This window comes from Rhizobium oryzihabitans, assembly GCF_010669145.1.
GTDB classification, from domain to species: Bacteria; Pseudomonadota; Alphaproteobacteria; order Rhizobiales; family Rhizobiaceae; genus Agrobacterium; species Agrobacterium oryzihabitans.
In genome coordinates, this window is sequence record NZ_CP048635.1 from 1,433,511 (window position 1) to 1,445,875 (window position 12,365).

The window sequence follows — 12,365 nt, forward strand, 5'->3', positions numbered from 1 at the left end:
GGAATATTGCGATGTTACTCTTTCTTCTCGCCTATGTCGGCGGTGTGCTGACGATCGTCAGCCCCTGCATCCTGCCGGTTTTGCCGTTTGTTTTCGCGCGCGCCGGCCGACCGTTCATGACCAGCATTCTTCCCATGCTGGTTGGCATGGCAGCGACCTTTGCCGGTGTGGCGACGCTCGCCGCAGTTGGGGGTGGCTGGGCGGTCGAAGCCAATGAGTATGGACGGATGGCCGCCATCACGCTGCTGGCGGTCTTTGGCCTATTCCTGCTGTTCCCGTCATTGTCGGAGCGTCTGACGCGGCCGCTGGTGGCGCTGGGCGCGAGGCTTTCGCAATCAGCAGACCGGGAAACAAGTCGCGGCTCGGCGATTGTCGGATCGTTGATCCTCGGTGTTGCCACCGGCCTCCTGTGGGCCCCTGCGCAGGACCGGTCCTTGGCCTCATTCTCACCGGAGCGGCACTGCAGGGCGCCAATGTCGGAACCTCGGTTCTGCTGCTTGCCTACGCGCTTGGCGCGGCGACATCTTTGATGCTTGCGCTTTTGATCGGCGGACGGGTTTTCCAGGCAATGAAACGTTCGATCGGGGCGGGGGAATGGATCCGGCGTGGTCTTGGCATTGCCGTGCTTGTCGCGGTCGCCGCAATCGGGCTCGGCCTTGATACCGGCTTCCTGACGCAGGCGTCGCTTGCCAGCACATCGGTGCTCGAACAGAAGCTGATTGACGGATTGGGCGGCAGGCCCGGCCAGAATATGGCCGAAGGCGGCGCGATGAAGCCGTCGACCGTGATGCCGAAGGATGCCGCGCAGAGTGGCACGATGCAAGGCGGCGCGATGCAGGGCAATCCTGCCATGCAGGCAAACAGCCCGGCAATGATGTCCGGCAATCCTGCCGCGATGAGCGGCTCGAACGCGATGATGCTGGGCAAGCCGTCGACATCCACCGCAGAACAGCTTCCGGTAGAAGAAACCGTTCCGTCGCTTGCGGGCGCAGTTGAATGGCTGAACTCGCAACCTCTCAGCATGGAGCAGTTGAAGGGCAAGGTCGTGCTTGTCGACTTCTGGACCTATTCCTGCATCAACTGCCTGCGGGCCATCCCCTATGTCCGCGCCTGGGCCGAGAAATACAGGGATCAGGGACTTGTCGTGATCGGCGTGCATGCGCCGGAATTCGCTTTTGAAAAGCGCATCGACAATGTCAAAAAGGCAATTGCCGATCTCGACATCGGTTACCCCGTGGCCGTCGATAATGATTATGCGATCTGGCGGGCATTCAATAATCAATATTGGCCGGCGCATTACTTCATCGACGCAAAGGGGCAGGTCCGTTACCATCATTTCGGTGAGGGAGACTATGACCGGTCGGAGCGCGTCATCCAGCAGCTTCTCGCAGAAGCGGGAAAGACGGATGTCGGCTCGGATATCGTTGCGGTCAATGCGGGCGGTGCGCAGGCGGCCTCCGACACGGCCGACGTGCAATCGCCGGAAACCTATGTCGGTTACGAACGGGCGCAGAACTTCATCGGTGCAGGCGGTATCGTCAACGACGAGGCCCATGCCTATATCGAGGAAAAGCCCCGGCGCAATGAATGGGGCCTGACAGGCAACTGGACCGTCGGCGCCGAACATGCGGCGCTGAATACCAGCGGTGGCGGCATCTATTATCGGTTTCGGGCGCGGGACCTGCATCTGGTTCTTGGTCCGGGTGCAGACGGCAAGCCGGTTCGCTTCCAGGTCACGATTGATGGTAAACCGCCGCGTGGCGATCATGGCATGGATATCGACGCTGAAGGAAACGGCACCATTACCGAACAGCGCCTTTATCAACTCGTCCGCCAGAACGGTCCGGTCGAGGATCACACATTCGAAATCCGCTTTCTGGACGCTGGTCCGGAAGCCTATGCATTCACCTTCGGTTGAAAGGAAAAGGTCATGAGACGCATGTTTGCCTGGAAAGCGGTAACGGCCAGGCTGGCCATCGGATCCGCGATAATACTGGCAGGTCTGAATGTCGCATCGGCACAGGAAGGCATAGCCCTTCCGGCGCCTGCGGCAGATGTTTCCCCAGGTACTGCAGCCACCGAAACGGCGGTCTTTGCAGGCGGCTGTTTCTGGGGCGTGCAGGGCGTCTTCCAGCATGTGAGCGGCGTTAAAAACGCTGTCTCCGGTTATGCGGGTGGCGCAAAGCAGACGGCAAACTACGAGTCGGTCGGTAGCGGCAAGACCGGCCATGCGGAGGCGGTGAAGGTAACCTACGATCCGAAGCAGGTGACCTATGGCCATCTGCTGCAGATCTATTTTTCCGTCGCACACGATCCAACCGAACTGAACCGGCAGGGGCCCGATATCGGCACGCAATATCGCTCCGCCATCTTTCCCGAAAACGAGGATCAGGGCCGTGTCGCGAAAGCTTACATCGCCCAGCTCAACAAAGCACGTCTTTACGACGCGGCGATCGTGACGACCATCGAGCCCGGCCATGCATTTTATCCCGCCGAGGCCTACCACCAGGATTTCCTGACGAACAATCCGACCTATCCTTACATCGTCTATAACGACCTGCCAAAGCTCGAAAACCTGCGCAAGCTGTTTGCAAAGGACTTTCGCGAGAAACCCGTGCTGGTCGCCAAGAACGGTATTTGATATCAGCCGTCAGCCGGGACGATTTGAGGAAGGTGGCAGACATGTTTGAAGCGGCGCCGATCGTCATTGCCGACAAGACCCGGTTTTACCGCGAGCTCGCCCAGCAGCTGCAAGGTTTGTTCGCGGGAGAGACGGACATGATCGCCAATGCCGCCAACATGTCGGCGCTGATCTATCAGACGATGCCTGACCTCAATTGGACGGGCGTCTACCTGTTGAAGGGCGAGCAACTGGTTCTTGGACCGTTCCAGGGCAAACCTGCTTGTGTTCGCATCCCCGTCGGCCGTGGCGTTTGCGGCGCCGCCGTTGAGCGGAAGTCATCAATCCTGGTTGACGATGTCCACGCCTTCCCTGGCCACATCGCTTGTGACGCAGCCTCGCGCTCGGAACTGGTCGTCCCGATTTTTCGAGGTAGTGAGACGATAGGCGTCATCGATCTCGATAGCCCGCTGCCTTCACGGTTTGATGCTGACGATCAGGCCGGCATGGAACGACTGGCGGAAATCTTCGCAGGCTCATTCTAGGTTTGCGGTTGCAGCCGGTGCTTTTTGGTCGGCTGCAAGGAGTGGGGGTGGCGGATTGGAATGGCTGGCGGTGGTATAGGCGGCGTTGCCAGGCTTGCCGGAGAGCTAAGCTTTATCTGTTGAATAAGGCGTATACGCTTGTGCTATCCAACCTCCGCGTGACTGGTGTTTAGATGATTCGCTGGCTCGTCCGCGATCATGAACAGGCCCGGTCTAAAGAGAGATTTCAGTTCGGCCCGGCGTTTTGAGAACAAGGGAAAGTTGCCCTTCACGTCTTCCATCTGGTTCGTGACTTGCACCAGATAGCCATTGCCGATTTTTGAAACCGGAAAGCCTGCGGCAGATATTGCCCGCTCATCGACTTCATTGGCGAATTCTTCTCCGAACCAAGATGCCCATCCCAGATTGGTCAGGCCGGACCTCAAACTGTTCAACTCCCCAAATCGAAACTGGGTATAAAGCCAACCGCTCAAAAAATGCGACCATGCCTGTCGCAGGAAGTCTTCCTCATTGCTGTATTCCATAACGCTCTTCACGTTGCCTTTCAGCCCATCCTCGAGAATGAAAGGGTGCAAAATTGCCGCAAATGGCGAAGCTATCTCACACCAGTTGCGAAATAATCCAAGCCAATCTAACCCTTTTTTGTACTTGGCATAAAAGGAAATTGCGGAATAATTTCTTAGTAAATTATCATTTGAATTTGAGAAATCAATGTCGCCATAGGATTTTGCGGCATTTTTTCTTTTCCAGTTGAAGGGCACCATAAAGTCACGCGGCGCATCTTCGAAGCGAAATGTACCCTTAAGGCCCCAATGGGGTTCGCATTCCTCAATGCTCTCAACATTATGGCCGTGTCTTGACGTTACTTCGCCGAGCGTCGCCACTCTTTGCGGTGCCAATTCGGCTTTCGAGAAGGGAACCGACAATATTGCATGTCCGGTCTCCCACGACGAAATATCTTTCCGTGTGTGAATTTCTATCTTTAAATCATATGTCATGGATTTATCCACGGTATCATATCATTGGTTGCGGGGTTGTAGACATAAACCTCGCCGCCTGTTTTTTGATGTCATCAACAAGCTTTTGGGAAACGGTCCGCGTTCTCGGGCTTAAGACAAGGTTTAGTGGCTGTCGAGTCTTCAATGCCTCTCGGATTTGGGCGCGCAACTGGTTTGAGTTTGAGAGCGCTTCAACATTTTTGACTTCAATAAGGCCGCCGACGTTTCTTCCCCACAGGTCGGGGATTGTGGTCACCTTTACGCCATTCGACAAAGGAACAGTCATAAGTGTGGTATTTTTCGTTCCGCCGACCACCCGTCGGGATACTTATTACACTCTCAAACGGGATTAGCTTCATGGGGTCACCGAAAATGACATTGGGAGCGTCGTTGGGCAAAAGGTTGATTTGTTTAATTGTTTTTGTTTAACGTAACGTAGACGCAGTCGATTTTACAATCCAAGTCGTCTTGGATATCGTTGCAATAATAGTTTAGTCCAAGTTCTGGAACGAAAATTCCGTAATCTTCAATGGACGTTTTTATTCCTATTGACTTCAAGCCATTTGCGACATCTTTCATTGTGGATTGAAATAAATCAAAACTATTCCAAATAAAGTTGAATTCATTATTTCCATTAAGATTTGTAAATATTTCTGCTCCAATTACTTTTCCTTCAGCGTTATAGTAAACATGAACGGAATTATTTGATATTATACTCGTCGGAAAATCATCCGATTTTGCAAAAACGTTGTGGTTGTGAAAATCTCTAGCGACTTCGAGGAATTTTTCGCCGGCACAAATGTCAACGTATCCTTGTGTGCCTTTGTAGATATTTCCAGTGTAGATGTGTGAAATTTTCTCAAACGGATGAAGATTCATGCTGCTTTACCTCGGGATAAAATCTTGCGGATTGAGCGTTTTAGCATATTCGATCATTTCCGCGATAGCACTGTCATACTTATTGCCTGAGATGCTCCGTATGTCATCAATATCCATCTGTATTGCTTCCATAAGCTTTCCTTGTTCAAGGAGGACTTTTTGTTTTTGGCGATATTCCTGCGCCTTTAAACTGCTGCCATAGCTCTTTGTCAGGGCATGATCTTCTGGTTTCATTTTGATTGCAGGGCCATCGGCTGAGCTAAGCGGAGCCCCTGCATAGCATTTTTTCGCCGGGCAGTGGTGGCTATCTAATTTGTCACCAGCAGGTTGCGAAGTATCTTTATGAGTGCCGCCTTTAAATTCGGTGTCGTTGCCTTTCGCTGGCCCGCGCGCAGCGTCAACGGCTTCGTCGACCGCCTTGACGATCTTTTCATTGCCGCTCTTGCGCAGGGCGGCAATGATTTTCATGCCGACCTTGGAGCCGGGGACGATCGCGCCCGCCGTTGCCTCCACAGTGGTTTCGATGGCGAATTGCTGCGCCATCTCACCCACGCGATCGCACGCGGCCTGGTCGCCCGCATCGCAGGCCAGCCCCTCCTTGGTCAGGTCATAGGCGTCGTTGACGGTGAGCGCGATATCTGCAGCCGTCAGAAGCCCGATCAGAACAGGGATAATCAGCAGCAGCGGCGCGGCATTGTTATCGTAGTCCAGCACTGCCGCATTTACGGCAGCATTGACGTTCTGTGCCTTGCCGCCTGAGGTGAAGTAGCCGGCGATGGCGCTCACCAGCTTGATGCGGTTGCGCAGGTCCTTGACATCGACCTTCGAAGGATCGATGCCCGACACCATGAGTTCGGTGACGAGCGAGCCGATCGCGCCGGCGGCGCAATCCGCGCCGGTGACCTCAGCGGCGATGCAGTTGACGGTGGCCTTGGCGACGAGCTTTTCGAGTGAGGGTCGGCCGTGGCCGAGCTTGTCGGATATCTCGCTGATGGCCGCGCCTGCCACGCCGTTGGCGATATAGGTGACGACGGAGTTGAGCACGCCGGAGCCGAAATCCGTGCCGTAGACGGCCGAGGACAAGCCCGACGAGATGACGCCGTCGAGACCCGCATCCAGAATGCCGGCCATCGTCAACTGTTTGTTGCCGAAGCCGGGGATGAGATTGTTGGTCATGCTCTTGGGGAGCCTGACGAAATCGGAAATGTTGACGGCGCTGGTCAGCCCGGCGGTCGCGCCGGCGAAGGCTGCATCCTTGAGGATGGCGCCGATGTCGAATCTGCCGGAGACGGCGCCGTCGAGGGTTCCGACGAGCAGCGAGGAGGTGAAGCCTTCCGCTGCCGTCAGCATCGCGCCGCTGAGGTTCGGAGCGATCGCGCCGACGATGCCGGGTGCGATGAAGGTGCTGACGACGAGCGCCAGCACCGCCTTGAAGGCCGGTGAGAGCGCCACCTTCTTGTCGTAGAAATATTCGTCGGCCAGCGGCTTTTTGATCAGCTCCAGCCCGGCGATCTTCAGCAGTTCGTCGGGATAGAGCGTGCGCAGTTCCTTGCTGTCGACGCCGGCATAATCATAAAGGGTGAGGCTGGCCTTGCCCCTGATGTCGAAGCCGATGCCGCCGCCGGCGATCAGGGTGGCGGGGGTGGCGATCTCCTTGAAGCTGTTCTCGGTGATCGTCGTCATGGTGATGGCGCCGACCCTGTGGGAGAAGTATTCCTTCCTCATGCTGCTGATGGCGGCGGTGATGGAGAAATCGCCGCCGGTTTCGACGGACAGCCGGCCACCGGCCTTCAGCTGCGTGCCGACCAGCGTCGTGTCGCCGCCGGAGACCAGCGTCAGGTCGAGACCGGCAAGGGCCGCCGTGCCTGTCGCGAAGCGGTTGTCGGTGAGCGAGCGGCTGTTTGAGCTGAACAGGCCGCCGAGGTAGCTTTTGCGGCTTTCATGGGTCTTGCGGAAGATATCGATATAGGTGCCGGCAAAGATGTCGCCCTTGACGGCTTTGAGCGCCACGTTGCCCTCGGTGGAGGCGAAACGTGAGCCGGCGGTCACGAGGTTGCCGGCGGCGGATACTACCTCGATATCGCCGCTGGCGGAGATATCGGTGCCTGTATTGGTGACGCGGGTCTCGCTCTCGCGGGTCTGCTTCTTGCGGAACCAGTTGCCGGATTTCGTCTCGCGCTCGTAAGAGTAGATATCCTGGGCGGCGGCGAGCACGACATCGTTTTCGGCGGCGATGCGCACCTTGCCGCCGCTGTCGATATCGGTGCCGATGAGCGTCGCGCCGCCGCCGGCGGTGATGGAGACATCGGAGCCGCCGGCAAGCGAAGTGACGATGCTGTCGAGCTCGTAAATATCGAGGCGCGATTTCTTCGCGTGGTCTTTCAGTTCGAGGCTGTTTTCGACCGGGGCGAGGGTGACGTCGCCCATCGCGGTGAGGCTGAGGCTGCTGCCGGCTTTGGCCTCGACGCCGGCAAGGGTGAGATCGCCGAGGCTGACGATGGAAAGATCGCCGCCGGCCTTGAGCGAGGAGGTGGAATGGCTGATGGTGGTGTAAGTGGCGTTGCCGCGCTTACCGGAAAGCCGCTGTTCGAGCGCGGTGATGGTGACGCCGGCGGCCGCGAGGATTGAGCGTCAGCGGTTCCTAATCAGCAAAACCAAATAGCCGCTGCCGACGCGATCGATCACGCCACGGTTCGCATATCGCCGTTCACCGATTCAAAAACAGCGCCCGTTACTCCGACCGCCTCAAAGCGTCGCTTAACCTCTTCGCTCACGATGATTGAGCCAAGGTGCTTTTTTAAACGAAAGATATGGTGATCCCCGATCTTCGAAGGGTCAACGACCAAATTGAAAAACGACCGGTATTCGCCTGCCCGGTCCGGCCGGACGGGATCATTGACCTCGTATTTTTGAAATTCTGATCTTTCCTCATCAACGGCATCGACCTGCGTTTCGATAATCATAACAAAGTATGCATTATCAATTTCAACATTGTCGATCTTAGGCAGGTGTAATCGGGGCGATGCCCTGTGTCGAGCTTTGCAACTGACCGAACACATACTGCTGATACGCGTGAGGATGGGGTCCCCGATGCCCCAATACTGCAATTTTGTTAATTTCGTTATCGATATTTAGTCCTGCATCATCAAAGAATCGCTGAAACTGTGGCGTCCAAGCAGGATTGCCGTTTGAGCCAACATTACACTTATTAGTACAGATATGATGGATTGGAACGCTGGTGTAGTCTGGCGGCGCGGACGTTCTAACTCGGCCACCCCCTTGCACATCGGCTATGGCGAGGCTGAATCGGTGCGGTCATCAGATGCTGGCCTCCATCCAGCCAACATCAATGAATCAGAACAAAACCGATTTGGGAATCGCACACGATTCAGAAAAATACATAAACGCTCTAGCGGAAAAAAAGAGGCCAGCCATTTTACAACGCGCGGCAATACTAAAGCCACTGCATCAAAAACTCTTTTCCTTCAAAAAATAGCGAAACTGCTTGTGAGGCTTGCTCATAATTAACACAAAGCGCTTTGGGGTATTCACCGTACTGCCCTCCAGCACACAATTCGATCATTTCCGTTTCAAGACCATCTGGGTTTTGAAGTGTTAGATTTTGTTTGTTGTTATCCAGAGTAACAACATACCATAGAGGCCCCCCACCTACCATCAAACAGCTGCCATCTAATCTGCTAACGTTTAAAAGGGTATGCTGCATCCCATCAAGCTTTTTGAGCCAAGAAAGCGTGACTTGAGGATCTGCATTGGCGATTTCAACGTCGCTGTTATGTACGCCAGTACGGTAGTCCACGATCAACTTCATTTTTCACCTTGGAGTTATTATCATCGGCCCTCCCGGACCGATAATTGTCAACTGATTAAGCCCTAGCTGTTCAACTATTGATCGAATTCCACCATTTGGTCCGCAAGCGGCGCACGGCGCTCTATCTACATATAAGGTGAGATTTTTACCGGTTACATTAATGCCGCTCTGTTTGAGCTGATTGAGTGCATCGATTTCAGCATGAGTTCTTGAAATGGCATTTACACCTGTTATGGGCTGGCCATGAGCGTTTATGCCGTAGATTTTCTGACCGTTTACCTCAACAACTGCCAATGTACTTTTATCAGCAGCAGAACCTGCCGGCGGCAAGCCAAGCTCCTCACGAAATCTGGCAAGGTCATCAAATCCCGTCCTATTGGCCGCCTTACCACCCCCGGCAACAATATCGGCAACTCCGCCAGCCTTACCCAGCTTTGGAACAAAGGCGCAGCTGATCGCATCGCCCTCGGCGCAGCCTTGCAGTGCGGTGATCGTGCCGGCGGTGTCGAGCACGGTAATGGCGCGCATGCACAGCGGGCTTGCAAAGCAGGCGGCTGCGATTTCGGGAGCGAGCGCCGCCCCGGCCGTGCCCGCCAGCAGCAGCAGACCGAGATTTCGGAGACTCTCCTCGTTCCTCAGATCACCAATATCGTTGAGGCTGGCCTTGCATTCCGCCGTCGTTACGCCGCCGCAGATGCGGTCGCGGAACAGCAGCGCGTCATTGACGGGAACGCCGTAATAGGCCTCGATCTGCAGCAGCGCATAGGCGTTCGGATCGCTGACCGTGCCGGCCGGCATCCGGTTGACCATATGTTGGCGCAGTTCCAACGCTTTGGTCCGGGCCTCGGTAACGCTGTTGACGTGTCTGTCGACGCAGGCATAGTCGTTGGCCGCCATGCAGGCGATGAAGCTCTGCTGGTTCGCCACATAGATTTCGGCGAAGCCGCCATTCTGCCAGACGCTATTCGCGCAAGCCTTGTAGTCGGCGGCGCTTTCGCAGGTGGCCAAAGCTTTTTTGTAGGCCTCGATATCATGCAGCCCAAGATAATTGTTCTCGAACCCCGATCTGGCTATGGCTGCGGCGGCGGAGACGTTGCTGCCCTTGCCCTCCGAGAAGAAGTAGCCTGCGGCAGCACCCACGACCGAGGCGTGCTTGGCCTGCCGTTGGCTCCATTCGGCCTGGGCTTTTTGATAGGCCTGCGGCGTGGCGTAATCGGCAAGCTTCGGCGCATTGGCCTTTGATTTGACGTAGCCGGCAAAAAGCGATTGCGCCATGGCCCCGGCCGCTCCGGCCGCGCAGGCATCGCCGGTGGCGGATGCTGCGGCGCAGCCCACAGCGCCATGCAGCAGCATCGAGGGCAGCGAGCCGTCCTCGAAGCCGAGCCTGAGCCCGAGATCGCCGATCGCCCCCTGCACATCGGCCATGGCGAGGCTGACGACGGTGTTGAGCAGTTCCTTGGTGAAGCCGGTTCCGAAGTCGGTGCCGTAGAAGGCGGAGGACAGGCCGGATCTGATGACGCCGTCGAGCGCGCCGTTGAGGATGTTGCCCATCGTCAGCTGGCCGTTGCCGAAGCCGCCAAGCAGGCTCTGGTTCAGCAGGCTGCCTTCGGGGATTTTGAGGCTGATGGCGCTGGTCAGCCCGGCCGTCAGACCGGCGAAGGCTGTGTCCTTGAGGATGGCGCCGATATCGAACTTGCCGGAGACGGCGCCGTCGATGCTGCCGACGACGAATGTGGTAGCGGCGGCGACCTGCCAGGTGGCGGCGGACATGGCCAGCGCCGGGCCGATGATGTAGTTGCTGAGCACGATGGCCAGCACCGCCTTGAAGGCCGGTGAGAGCGCCACCTTCTTGTCGTAGAAATACTCGTCGGCGAGCGGCTTCCTGATCAGCTCCAGCCCGGCGATCTTCAGCAGTTCGTCGGGATAGAGCGTGCGCAGTTCCTTGCTGTCGACGCCGGCGTAATCGTAAAGGGTGAGGCTGGCCTTGCCCCTGATGTCGAAGCCGATGCCGCCGCCGGCGATCAGGGTGGCGGGGGTGGCGATCTCCTTGAAGCTGTTCTCGGTGATCGTCGTCATGGTGATGGCGCCGACCCTGTGGGAGAAGTATTCCTTCCTCATGCTGCTGATGGCGGCGGTGATGGAGAAATCGCCGCCGGTTTCGACGGACAGCCGGCCGCCGGCCTTCAGCTGCGTGCCGACCAGCGTCGTGTCGCCGCCGGAGACCAGTGTCAGGTCGAGACCGGCAAGGGCCGCCGTGCCTGTCGCGAAGCGGTTGTCGGTGAGCGAGCGGCTGTTTGAGCTGAACAGGCCGCCGAAGTAGCTTTTGCGGCTTTCATGGGTCTTGCGGAAGATATCGGTATAGGTGCCGGCATAGATGTCGCCCCTGACGGCTTTGAGCGCAACGTTGCCCTCGGTGGAGGCGAAGCGTGAGCCGGCGGTCACGAGGTTGCCGGCGGCGGACACCACCTCGATATCGCCGCTGGCGGAGATATCGGTGCCAGCATTGGTGACGCGGGTCTCGCTCTCGCGGGTCTGCTTCTTGCGGAACCAGTTGCCGGATTTCGTCTCGCGCTCGTAAGAGTAGATATCCTGGGCGGCGGCGAGCACGACATCGTTTTCGGCGGCGATGCGCACCTTGCCGCCGCTGTCGATATCGGTGCCGATGAGCGTCGCGCCGCCGCCGGCGGTGATGGAGACATCGGAGCCGCCGGCAAGCGAAGTGACGATGCTGTCGAGCTCGTAAATATCGAGGCGCGATTTCTTCGCGTGGTCTTTCAGTTCGAGGCTGTTTTCGACCGGGGCGAGGGTGACGTCGCCCATCGCGGTGAGGCTGAGGCTGCCGCCGGCTTTCGCCTCGACGCCGGCAAGGGTGAGATCGCCGAGGCTGACGATGGACAGATCGCCGCCGGCTTTGAGCGAGGAGGTGGAATGGCTGACGGTGGTGTAAGTGGCGTTGCCGCGCTTGCCGGAGAGCCGCTGCTCGAGCGCGGTGATGGTGACGCCAGCGGCTGCAAGGATTGAGGCGTTTTCGCGGGCCGAGATCGAGGTGGCTTTGCCGGTGAAATCGCGGCCGGCGACGATATCGACGGCGCGGGCGTCAATGACGGTTTGATCGAGCAGGGTGGAGCCACCGGAGGTGAGCGACACCTTGCCGTCGGCGGCTGTAATCGCGCCCCCTTGGCCTCGATGGTGTTGGCGGAGAGGGAGACGCCGCGGTGGCCCTCGATCCGGCCGCTGGTCTCGATCCGGTCGCCGGCGGCGGTGACCTCGCTTGCGCGGATCAGCGCGCCGCCGGGGTTGAGCGTCAGCGGTTCGGAGGCGGGATAGACCGTACGCATGCCAGAACCGTCGGGCGCGGGCACCTGAACGGCCTTATCCCGCCAGGCAGTATCGGGAACAGCGGGGGTGCGCTGTTCCGCTTTGGAGCGCGCAGTGCGGATCGTCTCCTGCGTGTTGTTGACGATGTCGTCGCGATAGGCCAGCCGGCCCTGTTT

10 protein-coding genes and 2 pseudogenes are annotated in these 12,365 nt (G+C 57.5%); 3 read left to right on the plus strand and 9 right to left on the minus strand.

Going from position 1 to position 12,365, the window contains the following annotated elements; all coding sequences use genetic code 11:
- Positions 1-11 precede the first annotated feature (11 nt).
- From G3A56_RS23315 to G3A56_RS23325, 3 genes and pseudogenes are all read left to right on the plus strand, one after another.
- Positions 12-1,918, plus strand: a pseudogene (locus tag G3A56_RS23315) (cytochrome c biogenesis protein DipZ).
- Between the two features lie 21 nt (positions 1,919-1,939).
- Positions 1,940-2,641 (plus strand): peptide-methionine (S)-S-oxide reductase MsrA, encoded by a 702-nt coding sequence (gene msrA / locus G3A56_RS23320; protein WP_082185996.1) that lies wholly within the window; start codon positions 1,940-1,942, stop codon positions 2,639-2,641.
- A 41-nt stretch (positions 2,642-2,682) separates the two neighbouring features.
- Complete coding sequence (locus G3A56_RS23325; protein ID WP_082185007.1) at positions 2,683-3,165, plus strand: GAF domain-containing protein; 483 nt, start codon at positions 2,683-2,685, stop codon at positions 3,163-3,165.
- A 143-nt stretch (positions 3,166-3,308) separates the two neighbouring features.
- On the opposite strand, the gene G3A56_RS23330 is transcribed toward G3A56_RS23325, so the two are convergent.
- From G3A56_RS23330 to G3A56_RS23370, 9 genes and pseudogenes are all read right to left on the minus strand, one after another.
- A complete protein-coding gene (locus G3A56_RS23330) occupies positions 3,309-4,163 on the minus strand; it encodes a hypothetical protein (protein ID WP_082185006.1) in 855 nt (284 codons plus the stop codon).
- 16 nt (positions 4,164-4,179) lie between these two features.
- Positions 4,180-4,449, minus strand: coding sequence for a putative toxin (locus G3A56_RS29670; protein WP_082185005.1), 270 nt, complete (start codon positions 4,447-4,449; stop codon positions 4,180-4,182).
- Positions 4,450-4,574: 125 nt separating this feature from the next.
- Entirely contained in the window at positions 4,575-5,042 is a 468-nt protein-coding gene (locus G3A56_RS23340) for a hypothetical protein (RefSeq protein WP_082185004.1), read from the minus strand.
- A gap of 6 nt (positions 5,043-5,048) precedes the next feature.
- Positions 5,049-7,469, minus strand: a complete 2,421-nt coding sequence (locus tag G3A56_RS23345) for a hemagglutinin repeat-containing protein (protein ID WP_082185003.1) — start codon at positions 7,467-7,469, stop codon at positions 5,049-5,051.
- 24 nt (positions 7,470-7,493) lie between these two features.
- A pseudogene (locus G3A56_RS29675) lies at positions 7,494-7,667 on the minus strand (hypothetical protein); the annotation flags it as partial.
- Between the two features lie 56 nt (positions 7,668-7,723).
- Positions 7,724-8,101 (minus strand): imm11 family protein, encoded by a 378-nt coding sequence (locus G3A56_RS23355; RefSeq protein WP_003500991.1) that lies wholly within the window; start codon positions 8,099-8,101, stop codon positions 7,724-7,726.
- Positions 8,043-8,327 carry an AHH domain-containing protein gene (locus G3A56_RS29680; protein WP_164056841.1) on the minus strand — a complete coding sequence of 95 codons (285 nt, stop codon included), beginning with the start codon at positions 8,325-8,327 and terminating at the stop codon, positions 8,043-8,045. The genes G3A56_RS23355 and G3A56_RS29680 overlap by 59 nt, the downstream gene beginning before the upstream one ends.
- 169 nt (positions 8,328-8,496) lie before the next feature.
- Positions 8,497-8,871 (minus strand): hypothetical protein, encoded by a 375-nt coding sequence (locus G3A56_RS23365; protein ID WP_003500990.1) that lies wholly within the window; start codon positions 8,869-8,871, stop codon positions 8,497-8,499.
- Positions 8,872-8,874: 3 nt separating this feature from the next.
- Positions 8,875-12,018 carry a hemagglutinin repeat-containing protein gene (locus G3A56_RS23370; protein WP_164056842.1) on the minus strand — a complete coding sequence of 1,048 codons (3,144 nt, stop codon included), beginning with the start codon at positions 12,016-12,018 and terminating at the stop codon, positions 8,875-8,877.
- Positions 12,019-12,365 lie beyond the last annotated feature (347 nt).

Bases quoted from the DNA above. Each gene is read 5' to 3' on its own strand.
- G3A56_RS29670 (WP_082185005.1), bottom strand. From the start codon at position 4,449: ATGACTGTTCCTTTGTCGAATGGCGTAAAGGTGACCACAATCCCCGAC.
- G3A56_RS23345 (WP_082185003.1), bottom strand. From the start codon at position 7,469: ATGGGCGACGTCACCCTCGCCCCGGTCGAAAACAGCCTCGAACTGAAA.
- G3A56_RS23365 (WP_003500990.1), bottom strand. From the start codon at position 8,871: ATGAAGTTGATCGTGGACTACCGTACTGGCGTACATAACAGCGACGTT.
- G3A56_RS23355 (WP_003500991.1), bottom strand. From the start codon at position 8,101: ATGTGTTCGGTCAGTTGCAAAGCTCGACACAGGGCATCGCCCCGATTA.
- G3A56_RS23330 (WP_082185006.1), bottom strand. From the start codon at position 4,163: ATGACATATGATTTAAAGATAGAAATTCACACACGGAAAGATATTTCG.
- G3A56_RS23340 (WP_082185004.1), bottom strand. From the start codon at position 5,042: ATGAATCTTCATCCGTTTGAGAAAATTTCACACATCTACACTGGAAAT.
- msrA (WP_082185996.1), top strand. From the start codon at position 1,940: ATGTTTGCCTGGAAAGCGGTAACGGCCAGGCTGGCCATCGGATCCGCG.
- G3A56_RS23325 (WP_082185007.1), top strand. From the start codon at position 2,683: ATGTTTGAAGCGGCGCCGATCGTCATTGCCGACAAGACCCGGTTTTAC.